The organism is Streptococcus porcorum (assembly GCF_053203725.1).
Genome location: NZ_JBRUDG010000038.1, coordinates 1 through 18455 on the forward strand (window position 1 = coordinate 1; position 18455 = coordinate 18455).

19 protein-coding genes are annotated in these 18455 nt (G+C 37.4%); 5 read left to right on the top strand and 14 right to left on the bottom strand.

Going from position 1 to position 18455, the window contains the following annotated elements:
• Nucleotides 1-330 precede the first annotated feature (330 nt).
• Nucleotides 331-1680: a methylenetetrahydrofolate--tRNA-(uracil(54)-C(5))-methyltransferase (FADH(2)-oxidizing) TrmFO gene (gene trmFO / locus ACVRWY_RS08395; protein ID WP_354369779.1), complete on the top strand. Its 1350-nt coding sequence runs from the start codon at nt 331-333 to the stop codon at nt 1678-1680.
• 48 nt (nt 1681-1728) lie between these two features.
• On the opposite strand, the gene ACVRWY_RS08400 is transcribed toward trmFO, so the two are convergent.
• The 6 genes from ACVRWY_RS08400 to ACVRWY_RS08425 all read right to left on the bottom strand — a co-directional run bounded on the left by ACVRWY_RS08400 (nt 1729) and on the right by ACVRWY_RS08425 (nt 7549).
• Nucleotides 1729-2556: a PASTA domain-containing protein gene (locus ACVRWY_RS08400; protein WP_354369778.1), complete on the bottom strand. Its 828-nt coding sequence runs from the start codon at nt 2554-2556 to the stop codon at nt 1729-1731.
• A gap of 63 nt (nt 2557-2619) precedes the next feature.
• The gene (xerS, locus tag ACVRWY_RS08405) at nt 2620-3690 is read right to left on the bottom strand and encodes a tyrosine recombinase XerS (protein ID WP_354369777.1); all 1071 of its coding nucleotides are present in this window, start codon (nt 3688-3690) and stop codon (nt 2620-2622) included.
• A 425-nt stretch (nt 3691-4115) separates the two neighbouring features.
• A complete protein-coding gene (locus tag ACVRWY_RS08410; protein ID WP_354369776.1) occupies nt 4116-4814 on the bottom strand; it encodes a VanW family protein in 699 nt (232 codons plus the stop codon).
• Entirely contained in the window at nt 4814-5353 is a 540-nt protein-coding gene (locus tag ACVRWY_RS08415) for a YqeG family HAD IIIA-type phosphatase (protein WP_354369775.1), read from the bottom strand. Before ACVRWY_RS08415 ends, ACVRWY_RS08410 begins: the two co-directional genes overlap by 1 nt.
• Nucleotides 5354-5626: 273 nt before the next feature.
• Nucleotides 5627-7195, bottom strand: coding sequence for a signal recognition particle protein (ffh, locus tag ACVRWY_RS08420; protein WP_354369774.1), 1569 nt, complete (start codon nt 7193-7195; stop codon nt 5627-5629).
• Nucleotides 7196-7216: 21 nt separating this feature from the next.
• Nucleotides 7217-7549, bottom strand: coding sequence for a putative DNA-binding protein (locus ACVRWY_RS08425; protein ID WP_354369773.1), 333 nt, complete (start codon nt 7547-7549; stop codon nt 7217-7219).
• Between the two features lie 137 nt (nt 7550-7686).
• On the opposite strand from ACVRWY_RS08425, the gene ACVRWY_RS08430 reads away from it, so the two are divergent.
• Nucleotides 7687-8415, top strand: coding sequence for a LexA family transcriptional regulator (locus tag ACVRWY_RS08430; RefSeq protein ID WP_354369772.1), 729 nt, complete (start codon nt 7687-7689; stop codon nt 8413-8415).
• A gap of 37 nt (nt 8416-8452) precedes the next feature.
• On the opposite strand, the gene ACVRWY_RS08435 is transcribed toward ACVRWY_RS08430, so the two are convergent.
• The gene (locus tag ACVRWY_RS08435) at nt 8453-9151 is read right to left on the bottom strand and encodes a GntR family transcriptional regulator (RefSeq protein ID WP_354369771.1); all 699 of its coding nucleotides are present in this window, start codon (nt 9149-9151) and stop codon (nt 8453-8455) included.
• A 178-nt stretch (nt 9152-9329) separates the two neighbouring features.
• Here ACVRWY_RS08435 and guaA point away from each other — a divergent pair, with 178 nt between their 5' ends.
• From guaA to ACVRWY_RS08450, 3 genes are all read left to right on the top strand, one after another.
• On the top strand, nt 9330-10886 hold the full coding sequence (gene guaA, locus ACVRWY_RS08440) for a glutamine-hydrolyzing GMP synthase (protein WP_354369770.1): 1557 nt from the start codon (nt 9330-9332) through the stop codon (nt 10884-10886).
• Nucleotides 10887-11276: 390 nt separating this feature from the next.
• Nucleotides 11277-11915, top strand: a complete 639-nt coding sequence (locus tag ACVRWY_RS08445; protein WP_354369769.1) for a redox-sensing transcriptional repressor Rex — start codon at nt 11277-11279, stop codon at nt 11913-11915.
• 9 nt (nt 11916-11924) lie between these two features.
• Nucleotides 11925-12620 (top strand): gamma-glutamyl-gamma-aminobutyrate hydrolase family protein, encoded by a 696-nt coding sequence (locus ACVRWY_RS08450; RefSeq protein ID WP_354369768.1) that lies wholly within the window; start codon nt 11925-11927, stop codon nt 12618-12620.
• A gap of 1 nt (nt 12621) precedes the next feature.
• Here ACVRWY_RS08450 and radC read toward each other — a convergent pair whose 3' ends face one another.
• The 7 genes from radC to ACVRWY_RS08485 form a co-directional block, all read right to left on the bottom strand.
• Nucleotides 12622-13305, bottom strand: coding sequence for a RadC family protein (gene radC / locus ACVRWY_RS08455; protein WP_354369767.1), 684 nt, complete (start codon nt 13303-13305; stop codon nt 12622-12624).
• A 50-nt stretch (nt 13306-13355) separates the two neighbouring features.
• Entirely contained in the window at nt 13356-14243 is an 888-nt protein-coding gene (locus ACVRWY_RS08460; protein ID WP_354369766.1) for an alpha/beta hydrolase, read from the bottom strand.
• Between the two features lie 3 nt (nt 14244-14246).
• A complete protein-coding gene (msrB, locus tag ACVRWY_RS08465; protein WP_354369765.1) occupies nt 14247-14681 on the bottom strand; it encodes a peptide-methionine (R)-S-oxide reductase MsrB in 435 nt (144 codons plus the stop codon).
• Between the two features lie 87 nt (nt 14682-14768).
• Nucleotides 14769-16202, bottom strand: a complete 1434-nt coding sequence (locus ACVRWY_RS08470; RefSeq protein ID WP_354369764.1) for a 6-phospho-beta-glucosidase — start codon at nt 16200-16202, stop codon at nt 14769-14771.
• 12 nt (nt 16203-16214) lie between these two features.
• A complete protein-coding gene (locus tag ACVRWY_RS08475) occupies nt 16215-16598 on the bottom strand; it encodes a VOC family protein (RefSeq protein ID WP_354369763.1) in 384 nt (127 codons plus the stop codon).
• A 91-nt stretch (nt 16599-16689) separates the two neighbouring features.
• Nucleotides 16690-17532 carry a Cof-type HAD-IIB family hydrolase gene (locus ACVRWY_RS08480; protein WP_354369762.1) on the bottom strand — a complete coding sequence of 281 codons (843 nt, stop codon included), beginning with the start codon at nt 17530-17532 and terminating at the stop codon, nt 16690-16692.
• Between the two features lie 66 nt (nt 17533-17598).
• Nucleotides 17599-18195, bottom strand: coding sequence for a histidine phosphatase family protein (locus ACVRWY_RS08485; RefSeq protein ID WP_354369761.1), 597 nt, complete (start codon nt 18193-18195; stop codon nt 17599-17601).
• Nucleotides 18196-18455: the final 260 nt, after the last annotated feature.

Sequence of the window (18455 nt, forward strand, 5' to 3'; positions counted from 1 at the left end):
ATATGAACCCTTTCTAATGTGAGTTTCGTCGCTTTTCATTATAGGTCATATGGGACCTTTTTCTATATTCAAAAAGGCTCCATAATTTCCACGGTGTTCTTACCCACTACAGAAATTATAGAGCCGAAAAAGTAAAATAGAACATACCAATCTACACCTAGAGGAGATCATTAGGATCTTCTCTATTTTTTTAAAAATCATCTACATAACAAAAATTATGTAAATAATAGATGAAGTATTTTGCTTGAGTTTTGATTTTCTGTTATAATAGATGTTCAATAATTAGTTAGAAAGATTTGTGGGAGTAAGCTCCCAAAGAGGTATTAGTGAGTGTCTCAATCGATTAAAAAAGCAGATTATATCAATGTTATCGGAGCTGGTTTAGCAGGGTCCGAGGCGGCTTATCAGATTGCCAAACGTGGCATTCCAGTGAAATTGTATGAAATGCGTGGTGTCAAGTCAACACCTCAGCACAAAACAACTGATTTTGCTGAATTGGTTTGTTCAAACTCCCTTCGTGGAGATAGTTTAACCAATGCTGTAGGTCTTTTAAAAGAGGAAATGCGACGTCTAGATTCAGTTATTATGAAAGCTGCTGAGGCAACTCGTGTACCAGCTGGTGGTGCCTTAGCAGTTGATCGAGAAGGTTTTTCACAACTGGTTACCCAAGAAGTAACACAGCACCCTCTCATTGAAGTCATTCGTGATGAAATCACTGAAATCCCAAATGATACTATCACAGTCATTGCTACAGGACCTTTAACATCAGATGCCTTAGCTGAAAAAATTCATACTCTTAATGGTGGTGCAGGATTTTACTTCTATGATGCCGCAGCTCCTATTATCGATAAATCAACTATTGATATGGATAAGGTTTACCTTAAATCACGTTATGACAAAGGAGAAGCTGCCTACCTCAATTGCCCTATGACTAAAGAGGAATTTTTGACTTTTCATGATGCGCTAACCAATGCTGAAGAAGCTCCGCTTAATAGTTTTGAAAAAGAGAAATATTTTGAAGGTTGTATGCCAATTGAGGTTATGGCAAAGCGTGGCATCAAGACCATGCTTTATGGCCCTATGAAACCAGTTGGTTTAGAATACCCTGATGATTATAAGGGTCAACGTGACGGAGACTTTAAAACACCTTATGCTGTTGTTCAACTTCGTCAAGATAACGCTGCTGGAAGTCTCTATAATATTGTTGGATTTCAAACTCATTTGAAATGGGGAGAGCAAAAACGTGTCTTTCAGATGATTCCGGGGCTTGAGAATGCTGAATTTGTTCGCTATGGTGTCATGCATCGCAATTCTTATATGGACTCACCAAATTTGCTGACACAAACCTTCCAATCACGTCATAATCCTAACTTGTTTTTTGCAGGACAAATGACAGGAGTAGAAGGTTATGTTGAATCTGCTGCATCAGGGCTTGTTGCAGGTATCAACGCCGCCAAACTTTTTAAAGGAGAAGATGAGGTTGTCTTCCCTCATACTACAGCTATTGGAAGTCTTCCTTACTATGTAACTCACGCTGATAGCAAGCACTTCCAACCTATGAATGTCAATTTTGGTATCATTAAAGAATTGGATGGACCCCGCATTCGTGATAAAAAAGAACGTTATGAAAAGATAGCTGAACGAGCTTTATCTGATCTCTCAACTTTTATAAATTATTAAAAAAGCATCTCTTGATGCTTTTTCTATAACTCAATCAACACTATCACATTAGCGTCTGAAAAGAATCTTAACCCGTCTCCAAGTTACTTGAGATAGCTTTCGGGCATGATGAATCGTATCTCGAGGATGCCCCTTGACACGATTGAGGGAATGGATAACGGTTTGTTTTTGTTGTTGGACTTTATCTTGATAAAGTTGTTCTAAATGACGAGATTCTTGTAAAGTCGAATCATCTAAATAAAATAAGCGAATGATAACTCCGAGTCTCGGAGATTGAGAGAAAAGTCTATTCTTTGGATCACTTGAAATAACACGATAACTCTCCTCTTTGTAATACTTTCTATCCGCTTTTAACGGAATACGTGCTACTTTAAAGCCACTTTCTTCCAAAAGAGAAGCAGCTTCTTCCAAAAACATCCCTTTAAGATTGGGAAGAGAAGAAGATTCGCCCGTCAAAGTTTGTTCAGCTGTTACAACATAAAGTTTTACTAAACTGCCTTTAGAAACAAATCCTGGCTTTGGAACCATGTGAACAACTTCATCTAGTCGAATATCTTTCTTTAACTGACTCTGCTTTGCAGGAAGGATTGCAACAACTAAACCTAGTCCTTCTAAATGGTCTTTTGCCTTATCAATCGACATATGCACAACATCGGAAAGAAAAATACGATCTTTTTTACTAGCATAGTGTCTCTCGATAGCTTTATCAATTAAAGGAGTACTATGTTTTGAAACCTCCTCGACCATTTTAACCGTATCCAGAACAGAAAAAATACTCCCTATGGTTCCTATCGTCTTCCCCGCTTTTTTTATCCCAGTAGATTTCATCAAAACACCTCCTGTATCTTGTACCATCATCATTATACCAAATACCATGTATTTCTCTTCATGAAAAAGTTTGAAAATAGCAGAAGTAGGAAAGTAGAAGAAGACTAGCAACTATAATTTATCTAAAGCATTTTTTTGTTCATCATTAACAATATGCGTGTAAAGATCTGTAACCTGAGTACTAGCATGTCCCAGTTGGTGACTTACCAACACTTGTGATTTCGTAGCATCATAAAGCCTCGTTGCCAAAGTATGACGTAATTTATGAGGGGTTACCCTAATCTTAAAGCCAGCAGAGTATTTAGCAACCATTTTTTCAATGCTTGAACCATCCATACGATTGGGGATGCCACGGTACTCACTGAGAAAAAAGGCCACATCTGTTTTTTCTGCTTTGTAACGTTGCTGACGAATTGCCATGTAATTTTCAAGATAAGGTTTAGCAAACCCTGCAATATTAACAGCATCACGTTTCCCACCTTTACGAGTTACCTCTATTATCATCATGTTAAGGTTAACATCACGCAAATCTAAATTAACAGCCTCTGATAAGCGCACACCAGAAGCTAAAAGCAAGGCGATAATCGCTAAATCACGTTCCTTATTTTTTAAAAAAGAAGATAAGGCACGTTTTGATAGTTTGCTAGAGTATTCATTATCTACATAATCTAAAAACTCCATCGTCTCATCACCTAAAAAAAGTTTTTGTTTAATATTCTCAGCTCTGGCTGATAAAGTTTCTTTTTTCTTTTTTGTAGAAACTTTTTTCATAACATTACGGTAAAAATAAGGCTCACCTTGATCATTTTCTACCTCCTCAGTCAGATATTTGTACAAACTGGAGAGAGCTGACAAAGTTCGATTAACAGTTGTTTGTGAAACACCAGTCTTAGTTGTATTTGCATTTAATAACGGCCGTTCACGAAGATAGAGCACAAAAGATTCCATATCCTTTTTACTTAAATTTTCCAAGGTTTCTAATGGAATTTCTTTTAAAGTTTCAGAATTCGAAATACCCGACTCAATTAACCATTCAAAAAAACGGCGATATTCCTTTAGATATTCATATAAAGTGGTAAAACTATAAGGAACCGATAATTTTGATTGATAATAATCTAAAACATACCAAGGCATGAGAGTTTTTAAGTCTTCAATTTTTTCAAGTAGCAATTCACGGCGCATAAGAGTCTCCTTAATATCACATCATATTTGATTTTAGCAACAATTCCCAAAGAAGATTGTTTTAAAAAATAAAATTTTTAGTCTTTCTAGTTTGAAAAGTACAAAAATCATCTAAAAATTTTTCCAATTATCTATATCAGTAGTATAACAGACCTATCTATATTTTTCAAGAAAATTACAGTTTTTCGGAAAGATGTATAAAAATATATAAAATAATAACCAAAAAAAATTTTTTAGGAAAAATCAGCTAAAAATGTACATAATTCAAGGTTAAACTGGAATTTCTAGATACTCTCATTTTTCCATAAAAATGTACTTTATTAACGACAAAACTGGAAATTTTTTCAAAAGTACATTTTTCTAGTTAATTTGATACCTGAAACTATATTTTCGGACATAGTGATACCCCCAATTTTTACATAAATTTAAAAATGATGATCTTCTTCGACTAATCGATAGGTCCAAGGGAAAGGAACTTGACTACGTAACTCTCCATATAAATGATCCTCATCACACCAAATTAAAATCTGGACATCTTGATCAGTATTATTTTTAAAGCGATAATCCGCATAATTATAGCCAATAGATGTCCCAGTTGCAAAAGGAATCCGTTTTTCTCCATCAGGAGCCAAAGCATCCGAATGACTATGAAACTCAATAACATCCATAGGGCTATGAAGAATCAAGAGGTGTAAGGTATTCGCTAAATTACACAATCCCCCTCCCATACCTGCTTCTATCTTATCTCCGATAATAACTCTACCATCTTTATACCCATTTTTTTCTGAAATTTTTCCTACTAATTTCCAAAAAGAAAAAACTTGACCTGGTTTAATGATAATACCGTTTATTTTTTCACCAGCTAGTCTAATATTGACTGCTTTATTTTCTTGTAAAATAGGATCAATCCCTTTTCCACGCTTAATCAAGCCAGATTGAGAACTTGAAACCAAATTAGGTAAAGCTTGCTCCTGATAGCTATCTGCAAAACTCTCTTTACTCTGCATGTTTTGAATATGGCGCTTGAAGATTTCTTTCTGTGTTGAAATCTCATAACAGATAGGGTGTATATCACAAAATAAAATTTCTTTTCTAAAAAACTTAACAACGTTGTTTACTACCATTAGACTTCTCTCTTTTCAATCTCTCCAAAGGTTTGCTGATCATATAATCCAAACAAACGATAAAGTTGTAATAGGATCTTTTCTACCCGTCTTTTTTTTCCTAATTTAGTCTCATTTTTTTGAGGCAAAAAATTCACAATAACACTATCAAGCCCCGCCCGATTAGCTCCTAATACATCTGTAAAAATTTGATCGCCAATAACCAGAGTCTTATCTTTTTCGACGCCTAGAACCGTCAAGGCTTTTAAATAAGCTTCAGGGTGTGGTTTATTAGCTAAGGGGATATAAGGAACAGCAACATTTCTGGTAAACATTCTAATCCGCTCATCAGAGTTATTAGAAATCAATAAAACTTTAAAGCCAATAGATTGAATATATTGAAGTAAAGATTCCACCTCTGGTGTGACATCACACCCGTGCGGAACCAGAGTAGCATCAATATCAAAAAGAATAGCTCTAAATCCTTTTTGATAAATGTTTTTATAATCAATCGAGAAAACACTTTTGACATGCTGACGTGGTAAAAACTGTCTTATCATCCTAATCTCCTTTAATCTCCATATTTTTTGATTATAACATATCAAATAAAAATTGGTCAAGATGACTATAAATGTTCACACGCCATACGCATGAAGAAAATGCATGTAACCATTTTCTTGTCACATGCATTTTTTCAATTTATTTTTATAGTTTTTATATTTAGTCATGAGTAATTCCTCAAATTCAGACTAATTATAGCATAAATTTTTGCTAAAAAACTGTATAAAACATGAAAATATGTTTTCTGAAAACCGTATTTTTATGTTATTTGTTTATTTACGCTTTTTCTTAGCTTTCTTAATCTTATTCGCTTGGCGTTTCATGGCTTGTTTCATCGCAAACTGCCCCACTCGACCTTTTAAGCCACCTCCAAAGAGTTGACTCATATCCATATCTCCACCTAAAGATGATAAATCAGGCATACCTCCCTGAGCCCCCATCATACCTTCCAAAGCAGACATGTCCATACCACTCATATCAGGCATATTTTTAGGAAGATTATTAGGGTTAATTCCCATTTGTTTCATCATTTTATTCATGTCTCCAGACATGACACCTTGCATCATTTGTTTTGCTTGATTAAAGTCTTTTATAAATTTATTCACCTCTACAAAGCTATTGCCAGAACCACTTGCAATACGGCGGCGCCGACTAGGGGTTAACAAATCTGGATTTTCACGTTCAGCAGGTGTCATAGAGGAAACGATAGCACGTTTTCTGGCGATTTCTTTTTCGTCCACTTTGAGATTGGCAAGAGCTGGATTTCCTGCCATTCCAGGTAGCATTTTTAGAAGATCTTCCATAGGCCCCATATTTTGTACCTGATCTAGCTGGTCAATAAAATCATTGAAATCAAAGGTGTTCTCACGCATCTTTTCGGCGAGTTCTAATGATTTTTTCTCGTCATATTCTTGTGATGCTTTTTCAATTAGGGTCAGTAAATCCCCCATCCCTAAGATACGGCTAGCCATGCGATCAGGATGGAAAGTCTCAATATCCGTAATTTTCTCACCTGTACCTGTAAACTTAATAGGTTGACCGGTGATTTGACGAACAGATAGTGCAGCTCCCCCTCGTGTATCACCATCAATTTTCGTCAAAATAACCCCTGTAATAGCTAACTGTTGATTAAACTCAGCTGCTACATTAGCCGCCTCTTGTCCAATCATGCTATCTATAACAAGAAGAATTTCATCTGGTTGAGCTAGTGCTTTAATATCACGTAACTCTTCCATCAACTTCTCATCAATTTGTAAGCGTCCAGCTGTATCAATCAAAACATAATCGTTACGATTTTCACGTGCCTGAGCTAAACCTGCTGCTACAATCTCAACTGCTGAATGCTCTGTCCCCATATCAAATACAGGAACATTAATTTGCTGACCTAAAGTCTTTAACTGATCAATAGCTGCAGGGCGATAAATATCAGCTGCAATCATTAGAGGACGGGCATTTTCTTCTTTGATTAGCTTATTTGCTAATTTTCCTGCAAAAGTTGTCTTACCAGCCCCCTGTAAACCAACCATCATAATAATGGTTGGAATTTTAGGTGATTTGTTAATTTCGGATGTCTCAGCCCCTAAAACTGTCGTTAACTCTTCATTAACGATTTTCACGATTTGCTGACTAGGATTAAGGGTATCAATCACTTCATGTCCAACAGCACGTTCACGAACACGTTTGATAAAATCTTTAACAACAGGCAAAGCAACGTCAGCTTCAAGCAGAGCTAAGCGGATTTCTTTTGTGACCTCTTGAACATCTTTTTCAGATAAGTTTTTCTTTCCACGAAGGTTTTTAAAGACACCTTGTAAGCGTTCTGTTAAACTTTCAAAAGCCATAATATTTTTCTTCCTTTTCCATCAATCTTTATTATCAATACTCGTTAGGAGGGTGAGTTTTTCTTGCAAATACGAATCGCCTGTATAACGCTCAGCAATCTCGTCAAAAATTTGACTACGAACAATGTAATCTGAGTACATATGTAGTTTCATCTCATAATCTTCTAAAATTTTTTCTGTTCGCTTGATATTATCATAGACCGCTTGTCGCGATACGTTAAATTCTTCAGCAATTTCAGCCAAACTATAATCATCTGCATAATACAACTCGATATAGTTCATCTGTTTATCAGTTAATAAAGCTGCATAAAACTCAAAAAGCGCATTCATACGATTGGTTTTTTCAATTTCCATAAGGAATATTATATCAAAAAAAGCCTTTTGACGCTATATTTAAACAATCATCTATTTTTAAAATACGTTTTTTTCGTATTTTTATTGAAAATTGGTTGAGAATAATTTATAATAAAAATATGAAGCAAAATGAGCGTATGACTGAAATTGCTAAAAATATTTCATTTTATCGAAAAAAAGCCAAGCTGACACAAAAAGCTCTAGCAGAAAAAGTAGGAATCAAACCCAGTACACTGTCGGATTATATCCACTTACGTAGCACTCCTTCATTTACTGTATTACAAGCTTTAGCCCAAGTTTTTTCGGTACATGTGTCAGATATTGACACGGCATATAAATCCACACCGCATAGCGATATCACGGAGGACATTATGAAAACCCTAAATCATTTAAACCATAATGATCAAGAAAAAGTTCTATCTTACGCTAATACCCTACGAATAAAAAGTGAAGAAAAGATTATTTCATTACCGAGTCGATTATACGATGTCCAAACCGTAACGAAACTTTCTGCTGGAAGAGGGTATTCTTATGACGATTATGAAACGCAAACGGTACAAGTTCAAATTAAACCTCCAAGTTGTGATTTAGCAAGTATTGTGAGCGGGGATAGTATGTCCCCTGATTATTGTGATGGCGATGTCGTTTTCCTAACAGATAAAGGACTTACCACATATACTGGGCAAGTTTGCGCAATAGCTTATGACGATGAAACCTATATCAAAAAAATTTATAGCGATAAATATGGCTTAAAATTAGTCTCTATCAATCCAATATACGATGATATTTACATTGATTTTCCCTTAGAAGAAGATAGTCACCTCAAAATATATGTCGTTGTGGGTTCTGCAAAGGTTGTTCGATAAAGAAAAAAACGAGTCTTACTCGTTTTTTCTTTATCATTCAATTGTTCTCAAGATAAAACTCGAATCGATCACCAACATACTGGCTACGAACAAATTCAAACGGTTGTCCATCTGTAAAGTAAGAAACTTGTGTCAGAGCAAGGAGAGCCTTTCCCTCATCAATATCAAGGTAGGCTGCTACTTCTTTTTCAGCAATTTTAGCTGAGATTGTTTGTTGACTTTTCCCAATCTCGTAGCCATTTTTGACGAGGGTCTGAAAAAAATGTTCTGTAATCTCTTCCTTTCTAAAATTTTTTATCATTTTCTCTGGAATTGCAGCAATTTCATATACTACGGGAATCTGATCTGCATAACGAACACGTTCCATTCTAATGATAGATTCTCGAGGACTGAGTTGTAATTGTTGCATCTCTTGGTTGCTAGGCTGTGTTTTAATATAAGAAATTAACTTACTTGATGGCAGTTTGCCTTGTGATTTCACAATTTCAGTGAAGCTAGTTGTCCCTCTCATCTTTTCTTGGACACGTCTGCTGGCAACAAAGGTTCCAGAGCCAATACGGCGTTCTAAAATACCTTCGTCGACTAATAATGTGATAGCTTGCCGCAAAGTCATACGGCTTACTTCAAAATTCTCAGATAAATTTCGTTCACTAGGTAAACGTTGACCAATTTTCCAGATGCCTTGCTCAATATCCTGTTTGATAGCATCATGAATACGAATATATGCAGGTAACATACTCTCTCCTTCTAGTTTCATCTAATAGTATCAAATTTTTTTAAATATGGCAAAGACAGGCTCAACTGAGGCCGACTTATCTCCTCGTATTTTCAATATAACTCTATATCTTTAATTGTATTTACTGTAGCTTTGTGATAGAATGAGGAAGATAAATAATTTTATTTAGGAAAGGGACATGATGACAGACTTTAATGACATGCAAAAAATCATCGTACTGGATTATGGGAGTCAATACAATCAATTGATTTCTCGTCGTATCCGTGAAATTGGGGTTTTTTCTGAACTTAAAAGCCATAAAATCACAGCAAGTGAGGTACGCGAAATTAATCCGGTAGGGATTATTCTTTCAGGAGGACCTAATTCAGTCTATGAAGAAGGCTCGTTTGATATTGATCCTGAAATCTTTGAGTTAGGAATTCCTATTTTAGGAATCTGCTACGGCATGCAATTACTTACTCACAAACTGGGTGGCAAGGTTGTTCCTGCTAGTGATGCTGGAAATCGTGAATATGGGCAATCACCACTCACTCACACTACCGACTCTGAACTATTTGCTACGACTCCTGAACAGCAAATTGTCTTAATGAGCCACGGTGATGCTGTCACAGAAATCCCAGAAGGATTTGTCCGTACTGGTACTTCTGCTGATTGTCCATTCGCAGCAATTGAAAACGCTGAAAAACGTATCTACGGTATTCAGTTCCACCCAGAAGTACGTCATTCTGAATACGGAACAGATATTTTACGTAATTTCGCTCTTAATATCTGTGGAGCAAAAGGTGACTGGTCAATGGATAATTTCATTGAGATGGAAATCAAAAAAATTCGTGAAACTGTAGGTGACAAAAAAGTTCTTCTTGGTCTGTCAGGTGGAGTTGACTCTTCCGTCGTAGGTGTTCTTCTTCAAAAAGCAATTGGAGATCAATTGATTTGTATCTTTGTTGATCATGGTCTTCTTCGTAAGGGGGAAGCTGATCAAGTTATGGAAATGCTTGGTGGTAAGTTTGGCTTGAACATTGTTAAAGCAGATGCTGCAAAACGTTTCCTTGACAAACTCGCTGGAGTTTCAGATCCTGAGAAAAAACGTAAAATCATCGGTAATGAGTTCGTTTATGTTTTCGATGATGAAGCTAGTAAATTAGAAGATGTTGCTTTCTTAGCACAAGGAACCCTTTACACAGACATTATTGAGTCTGGAACAGAGACTGCTCAAACCATTAAATCTCACCATAACGTGGGTGGACTTCCTGAAGATATGCAGTTTAAATTGATTGAACCATTAAATACACTGTTTAAAGATGAGGTTCGTGCTTTAGGAACAGAACTTGGAATGCCTGATGAAATCGTTTGGCGCCAACCTTTCCCTGGTCCAGGGCTTGCCATTCGCGTAATGGGAGAAATTACAGAAGAAAAACTAGAGACCGTTCGTGAATCTGATGCTATCTTGCGTGAAGAAATTGCAAAAGCAGGTCTTGATCGTGACATCTGGCAATACTTCACAGTTAATACCGGTGTACGTTCCGTTGGCGTTATGGGAGATGGTCGTACCTATGATTATACTATCGCTATCCGTGCCATTACTTCTATCGATGGTATGACAGCTGATTTTGCTCGTATTCCATGGGATGTCCTACAAAAAATCTCAGTTCGTATCGTAAACGAAGTTGATCACGTTAACCGTATCGTCTATGATATCACAAGTAAGCCACCAGCAACTGTTGAGTGGGAATAGAGTTAAGTTAACAGACATAAAATCCTTAGAAAGCAGTATTTCTAAGGATTTTTGTTTGATATCGAATTAAACAGACTATGTTTTATCAACTGCGTTGAGATCTCTTTTTTATTGAACAGATTACATTGATCAAACTTCAAAAAGAAATGTAAATAGAGACAAAAATTGTATCATAACACTGATTGTCGCACCTCCACTAACGAACTTAGTTTGGAGGTGAATTTTTACTAATCCTCACTATGGTTATTCTAGTACTTGTATCTAAGTCACTTTTTGACTTCTAGATAGGGGTATCAAGAACATCTGATGGTTTTATATTATCAAAAATTGTTGTTATTTTCACAAACTTTCTGTTACAATGGTAAATGAAGGTATGAGGAGGTTATTTATATGAGCTTATTAGAAAGAAATATCCCAAAAGCCACTGCCAAACGTCTGTCGCTTTATTATCGTGCTTTTAAGCGTTTTAATGCAGAAAATATTGAAAAAGCCAATTCAAAACAAATTGCAGAAGCAATTGGGATTGACTCAGCGACAGTTCGACGAGACTTTTCTTATTTTGGAGAACTTGGTCGTCGTGGTTTTGGCTATGATGTCAAAAAGCTGATGAATTTTTTTGCTGATATTTTAAATGACCACTCCTTAACCAATGTTGCACTGATTGGCGTGGGAAATATTGGAAAAGCTCTGCTTCATTACCGTTTTCATGAGCGTAATAAGATGAAAATTACCATGGCATTTGATACTGATGATAATGAGCTAGTTGGCACAAAGTCTCCTGATGGTATTCCAATTTATGCCATTTCAACCATCAAAGACCATCTTGCAAAAGATGAGATTACTACTGCTATTCTTACAGTCCCTAGTCTCAAAGCTCAAGAAGTTGCTGATATTTTAGTCGAGGCTGGTATCCAAGGAATACTGTGTTTCTCACCTGTTCATCTATCAGTTCCTCGACATGTGGTTGTGCAATATGTTGACTTAACCAGTCAACTGCAAACCCTACTATATTTTATGAATCAAGATTAAGGAGCCATTATGTCAAAACCTATTATTGGAATATCAGGTAATGAAAGACCAAATTATAAGTATCCCGATATTATGTGGTCTTATACTCCTACTAATTATGTCCAAGCTGTTCAAGCCTCAGGTGGTGTCCCGCTTATTATCCCTGTTGGTGATCCCAAATGCGCTAAAGACTATATTTCTATGGTGGATAAACTGATTTTAACAGGTGGACAAAATGTAGATCTTGTTTTTTATGGCGAAGAAAAAGATACTAGCGATGATGATTTTCATCGTGATCGTGATTTATTTGAATTTGCCTTAGTAGATGAAGCTATTAAACAAAGAAAGCCGATTTTTTCTGTCTGCCGCGGAACGCAATTGATGAATATCGCCTTGGCTGGTTCGTTAAATCAAGATATCGAAAACCATTGGCAAGATGCACCATCTGATTACCTTAGTCAGCAAATGATTGTGTCAGATGATAGTGTCCTTCTTCCGATTTATGGAAAATCTAGCCAGATTAACTCCTTTCATCATCAGAGTATTAAGGAATTATCTCCTTTGTTAAGGGTGGTTGCTTACGACCCTAAAGATGATACCATTGAAGCTGTTGAATCTATCCATCCTGATATTCGATTTTTGGGTGTTCAATGGCATCCAGAGTTGCTCCATGAAAGCAGAGAGGAAGATCGTAGCTTGTTTGACTTTATTGTCAATGAGTTTTAAGCTAACTACAATAATCCGTTTCTTCTCGAAAGCTATAATAGTTCTTTTTCCCAATAATCAAGTGGTCTAAAAGCACAATTCCCATGTCCTCACAAGATCGCTTGAGTTTTTTTGTAAATTCTTCATCTTGAAAGCTAGGTTGGATAGCACCTGAGGGATGGTTATGAACGATAATCAAAGAGGTTGCCATATTTTTACAAGCGTAATGTAATACCTCCCTGATTTCCACAATAGAGCGTCTGACAGATCCGATAAAAAGAAGACGTTGTTCAATGATTCGATTTTGAGTGTCTAGATAAAAACCAAGAACATGCTCCTGTTTTAATTCCCCTAATTCAATCATTAGCTTCTCAGCTAGCATCTGACTCCCTAAAATGCGATCATTTTCTTCGACTTCTGCTTCTTGGATCCGTTTTGCCAACTCAAGCATGGCTTTAAGTTCGATTGCCTTAACGGGTCCGATACCTTTGATAGCTTGAAGTTCCTGTAAAGAAAGCTGGCGCAATTGTCCCAAATGGTCAATCTTATCGAGTATTTTCTGAGAAATACTGGCAACTGATTCTTTTTTTGTACCTGTTCTTAAACAAATAGCAAGCAACTCTTGTGTACTGAGTTGCTCTGGTCCTCGTAAGGCGAGTTTTTCTCTTGGCATTAGACTTGTTTTAGGAAATGTAATATTATACATAAAAAAGTACCTCCACTCTTTTATTCGTAAGTGAAGGTACTTTTACTTTTCTAATCCATATATTTTTTAAAGAAGGCTATGGTATCATCATTACAGGTGATGGCGCTTTGATCTAAGATATTGAGGTGAAAGACATGTTTGAGTTGATTTTCTTTACTACCGTATAAATGATAACTGTGCTCAATTTCTTTTTCGGTTAAGGTAGCTGCCAACAGGAGGCTTTCGGATCTGAGAAAATCAGCCACAGAGGTTGTAATAAAAGTAGGCGGGAAATTCAGCTTGATCTTATCTAAAACAGAAATTTTTTTCAGGTCGCGATAATAATGCTTTGACGACAAAAAGGCATGAAGCAACTTTTTAGTCTGCTTATCTTGCTTAGTTTCTTTTAAATCAAATTGATAAATCCCAGCATTTAAAGCAATCGCCTTTAACGCTAGCTGTTCAGGTTTATCAAAAGCGTAAAATCGGTTATAAGCTTGACTGTTAAGGTAGGTAACGTAAAGACTCAAGAGATGAGCTCCTGCTGAATCACCCACTGCAAATAGATTATTTGTATTCAACTGATAATTGGAGGCATTTTTTAATAACCAATGAAACACAAGATTAATGTCCTCCAACTGTGCTGGAAAACGATGTTCTGGTGCTAATCGGTAACTAAAATTGATAACAGCAAAGCCCCGCTGTGCTAAATTCATGCCATAATACTGATAAAGCTCCTTATCTCCATAAACCCAGCCACCTCCATGAACATTAATAATCACAGGAAGTTCTTTATCTTTGGTTTCTAATGGGCGATACAGATCAAGAATTTGCCACTGCTTATCGCTACCATAAAGGATATCTCTATGCTGTTCAATATCTTTGGGAATCATGAGGTCTTTATCTCTTCGACGGTCTGATGCCGCCATTGTTTGTCGCATCTCTTCAATAAATGTCATTATCTACTCCTTAAAAAGCTCCTTCCAACGCCCATAGCCCTCTTTATCCAAATCTTGATAAGCAATAAAACGCAGAGCTGCCGAATTGATGCAATAGCGTAACCCCCCTGTCTCTATCGGACCATCGTTAAAAACATGCCCTAGATGTGAGCCGACTTTCTGGCTTTTTACTTCAATTCGACGCATATGGTAGGAGAAATCATCGTGATAGGTGACTAGACGATTGTCTATGGGTTTTGTAAATGCTGGCCAACCACAGCCGGATTGATACTTATCAAGGGATGAAAAGAGTGGCTCACCACTGACAATGTCAACGTAGATACCCTTTTCAAAAAACTGATTGTATCGACCTGTAAAAGCTGGTTCTGTTGCAGCGTGTTGGGTGACTTGGTAAGCTAAGTCACCAATTTTTTGACGTAACGGTTCGTTATCTTTCATATCAAGTTCCTCTTTCTTGTTATTTTACGTTAAACCCTTAGAGATGTCCACTAAAAAACTAGGGTGATTTTCCCTAGCTTTTAACAATTATAGCTCTGCGCCATTTGTCGCGATAACTTTTTTGTACCAGTCAAATGATTTTTTCTTAGAGCGTTTAAGAGTGCCCTTACCGGCATTGTCACGGTCAACATAGATAAAGCCATAACGTTTTTTCATCTCGCCTGTTCCAGCTGAGACAAGATCAATTGGTCCCCAAGTGGTATAACCTAGTAATTCAACCCCATCTTCTGTAATGGCATCGCGCATGGTTTTAATATGTTGACGGAGGTAGTCGATACGGTAGTCGTCTTCGACATAACCATTTTCATCTGGGGTGTCAACAGCTCCCAAACCATTTTCGACGATGAACATTGGTTTTTGATAGCGATCCCAGATGGCGTTTAGGGTAATGCGAAGCCCCAGTGGGTCGATTTGCCACCCCCACTCAGAAGCATCAAGATAAGGGTTTTTTAAAGAAGCAAAGATATTGCCTGCTGTCTTCTCTGTGACCTCGGGATCACCTGATGCCACACGGCTTGAATAGTATGAAAATGAAACAAAGTCAACCGTATAGTCTCTTAATAACGCCAAGTCCTCTTCGGTGATGTCTAGTTCGATTCCCTCACGCTCCCATTTTTTCTTAGCGTAGTTAGGGTAGTAACCGCGCGCCTGAACGTCAATGAAGAAATAATTTTCACGGTCTTCTTGCATGGCTGCCCAGTAATCTCTTGGGTGGGCAGTGTTTGGATAATATTGTCCTGCTGCTAACATACAGCCAACTTTGTTTTCAGGATCAATCTCGTGGGCTAATTTTGTCGCAATGGCAGAAGCCACCAATTCGTGATGGGCTGCTTGATATTTAACCTGTGTTTCGTTTTCCCCTTCTTCAAAGTAAAGCCCTGCTCCCATAAATGGGGCATGTAAAATCATATTGATTTCGTTGAAGGTTAACCAATAGTTTACCAAACCTTTATAGCGCGTAAACAAGGTGCGACAGAGGCGTTCATAAAATTCTAGCATTTTGCGATTACGCCAGCCACCATACTCTGTCACCAAGTGCATAGGAATGTCAAAATGGGTAATGGTCACCAAAGGCTCAATATCGTATTTTCGACACTCTTTGAAAACATCTTCATAAAAGGCTAGACCTTCTTCATTTGGCTCTAGCTCATCACCCTTTGGAAAAATACGTGACCAGCCGATAGACATCCGAAAGGTTTTAAAGCCCATTTCTGCAAAGAGGGCAATGTCTTCCTTATAGCGATGGTAAAAATCGATAGCCTCCTTAGCAGGATAAAAATGCTCATCATCAAAATCAAAATGTTTGAGTTGCCCTGTGATAATTTTGATGCGGTCTTCACCAACTGGTGACACATCAACGTTAGCTAAACCACGACCACCTTCGTTATAAGCTCCTTCTAATTGGTTAGCAGCGGTTGCCCCCCCAAAAAGAAAGCCTTCTGGAAATTGTTTATCTGACATTATTGTTCTCCTTTATACTGTTAATTCAATTTGAATATTTTCAAATCCTAATACGCACGATTCATAGTATCCGTCACCCGTTACTCGTGGTCCACTCAGAACTGAATAACCATCTTCAAGAAACCTCTTTGTTAAGACATCAACAGCCTCCTTACTTCCTAAGTTAAAAGCAAAATGAATAAGCCCCAAGTGATCGATTGCACTAGGTTGCTCCACTACATCCTCCTTTGTCATAATTTCAAGACGCGTATGATCTTCAAAGGTTAGAAAATAGGATCTAAACCTTTTCTGAGGATTATGATAGAGCTGATTTGCCCTAGCTCCAAAATAGGTTTCAAAGAAATTTCGCATTCCTTCCAAATCTCGTGCATAAATGGCAATATGATCAATTTTCATGAGATATTATCCTTTCTTTAAATCATATTATAAATCATTTTGGAACCCTTTTCTTATCAGATGATAAGAAAAACTGATACTATCCTATGATTTAGATTAACTCTAAATCAACAAAAGCCTTGTAAAGACCGTCATCCTCGACATCTGCTGTAACCTTATCTGCCATAGCCAGAATTTCTTGGCCACCATTTCCCATAGCGACACCAATCTCACAATAGTCCAGCATGGGAATATCAATCTTAGCATCTCCAAACGCTATGGTATCCCTTCTATCGGCACCTAAGTGGGCTAGTAGAGCATCAACGGCCTGTGCCTTATCAATCCCTTTAACCCCTAAATCACCAAAGAGAGCTGTTTCGCCCCGTCCGCCCCAGGTATGTGCTTCTAGATTTGGAAAAGCTTGAATGGAATCTAGGTGATCTTGATAGCTTGACAGAATAAAACTAATTTTATTGAGATCATCTCGGTAAAGCTCTGCACCATGGGTCATTTGATCTAAAAAGTTAGTTGTTACTTGTTCTTGCTCTTTAGGATCTACAATTCCCTTGCGATTAACATACTCAGCCATAACAGCTGGTGCGGCTTCTCTAAAATCCTCAGAAGCAAACAAGCCGTTATTAGATTCCAGATAAAAAGCTAGCCCTTTTTCTTGCAACCACTCTACAACACGGATTGCCTCATTTTTAGCAATTAACTGGTGTAAAATAACCTTGCCGTCATCCTCAACATAAGAGCCGTTACCTCCAATCATCCCATCAATGCCAATCTCCCAAATCTCCTCTTGCATCTCCGCACGGCTACGCCCCGTACAGACATAAACACGATGCCCATTGGCACGCGCCTGACGAATAGCTGTCACAGCTGACGCTGGGATACGATTATGGTAATCCACCAAGGTCCCATCCACATCTAGGAAGATGATTTTTTGTGTCATTTTCTTACTCCTTCTCTCATGTTCTGACTACACTATTTTTTCATTACAAATACTTTGTTCATATTGCTAACAATCAAAAACTTCCTTAGTCAAGGGATTAATGACTTTTTCTAACACAAAGCCAGCCTCGTCCCAATGGATTTGACAGATAGCACAGTTACCAAAGGTAAAGCCATCTGGTAGCACCATACCTTGCTGCAAGATAAAGCCCCACATAGCAGCGCCATGACTAACAGCTAGTAGGGTTTCCCCATCATGGTTTTCAAGTAAAGCTTCCAAACAAGCTGCTACACGGTCGCCAACTTGACGAATGTCCTCACCACCATAAGGAACCAACAGATCCTCAAAAGACTGACTTCCTGGTCTATGCTTTGGCAGGAGCTCTTCTTCTCTAGCTTCAAAAACACCAAAACTCATCTCTTTTAAACCCTTAACTTGCTCAAAAGGAGTATCTGTTATCAACTCTAGCGTATCTCTTGCTCGCTCCTGTGTTGAAGCATAGGCGAAGTCAAAGGTAACGCCCGCCTCCTCAAAATAGGTTTTAGCTGATAACGCCTGCTCTTTCCCTTTTTCTGTCAAAGGAGAATCACACCAACCTTGAACACGTTTTTGTGAGTTAAATAGGGTCTGTCCATGTCGCATCAAATAAAGTTTAACAGCCATTTTATAACCTCCTGAAAGTTTGTTTACTAATAGTATAGTACCTTCTCATAGCAAAATCTTATCCTATCCTGTGAAAAACTGATAGTATCCTAAGAAAAAGGGAGACAAACCTAATTTGTCATCCCTCTACATCTTTAGGCTCTATAATTTCTGTAGTGGGTAAGAACACCGTGGAAATTATGGAGCCTTTTTGAATATAGAAAAAGGTCCCATATGACCTATAATGAAAAGCGACGAAACTCACATTAGAAAGGGTTCAT

What these genes read in the sequence shown, in the direction of transcription:
- ACVRWY_RS08475 (WP_354369763.1), bottom strand. Translation starts at nt 16,598, where the DNA reads ATGAAAATTGATCATATTGCCATTTATGCACGAGATTTGGAAGGAATG.
- ACVRWY_RS08480 (WP_354369762.1), bottom strand. Translation starts at nt 17,532, where the DNA reads ATGACACAAAAAATCATCTTCCTAGATGTGGATGGGACCTTGGTGGAT.
- ACVRWY_RS08460 (WP_354369766.1), bottom strand. Translation starts at nt 14,243, where the DNA reads ATGACATTTATTGAAGAGATGCGACAAACAATGGCGGCATCAGACCGT.
- ffh (WP_354369774.1), bottom strand. Translation starts at nt 7,195, where the DNA reads ATGGCTTTTGAAAGTTTAACAGAACGCTTACAAGGTGTCTTTAAAAAC.
- ACVRWY_RS08400 (WP_354369778.1), bottom strand. Translation starts at nt 2,556, where the DNA reads ATGGTATTTGGTATAATGATGATGGTACAAGATACAGGAGGTGTTTTG.
- ACVRWY_RS08415 (WP_354369775.1), bottom strand. Translation starts at nt 5,353, where the DNA reads ATGATAAGACAGTTTTTACCACGTCAGCATGTCAAAAGTGTTTTCTCG.
- ACVRWY_RS08445 (WP_354369769.1), top strand. Translation starts at nt 11,277, where the DNA reads ATGAGCTTATTAGAAAGAAATATCCCAAAAGCCACTGCCAAACGTCTG.
- ACVRWY_RS08430 (WP_354369772.1), top strand. Translation starts at nt 7,687, where the DNA reads ATGACTGAAATTGCTAAAAATATTTCATTTTATCGAAAAAAAGCCAAG.
- guaA (WP_354369770.1), top strand. Translation starts at nt 9,330, where the DNA reads ATGATGACAGACTTTAATGACATGCAAAAAATCATCGTACTGGATTAT.
- radC (WP_354369767.1), bottom strand. Translation starts at nt 13,305, where the DNA reads ATGTATAATATTACATTTCCTAAAACAAGTCTAATGCCAAGAGAAAAA.
- ACVRWY_RS08410 (WP_354369776.1), bottom strand. Translation starts at nt 4,814, where the DNA reads ATGGTAGTAAACAACGTTGTTAAGTTTTTTAGAAAAGAAATTTTATTT.
- ACVRWY_RS08435 (WP_354369771.1), bottom strand. Translation starts at nt 9,151, where the DNA reads ATGTTACCTGCATATATTCGTATTCATGATGCTATCAAACAGGATATT.
- ACVRWY_RS08425 (WP_354369773.1), bottom strand. Translation starts at nt 7,549, where the DNA reads ATGGAAATTGAAAAAACCAATCGTATGAATGCGCTTTTTGAGTTTTAT.
- ACVRWY_RS08470 (WP_354369764.1), bottom strand. Translation starts at nt 16,202, where the DNA reads ATGTCAGATAAACAATTTCCAGAAGGCTTTCTTTTTGGGGGGGCAACC.
- ACVRWY_RS08485 (WP_354369761.1), bottom strand. Translation starts at nt 18,195, where the DNA reads ATGGCTGTTAAACTTTATTTGATGCGACATGGACAGACCCTATTTAAC.
- xerS (WP_354369777.1), bottom strand. Translation starts at nt 3,690, where the DNA reads ATGCGCCGTGAATTGCTACTTGAAAAAATTGAAGACTTAAAAACTCTC.
- ACVRWY_RS08450 (WP_354369768.1), top strand. Translation starts at nt 11,925, where the DNA reads ATGTCAAAACCTATTATTGGAATATCAGGTAATGAAAGACCAAATTAT.
- msrB (WP_354369765.1), bottom strand. Translation starts at nt 14,681, where the DNA reads ATGAAAGATAACGAACCGTTACGTCAAAAAATTGGTGACTTAGCTTAC.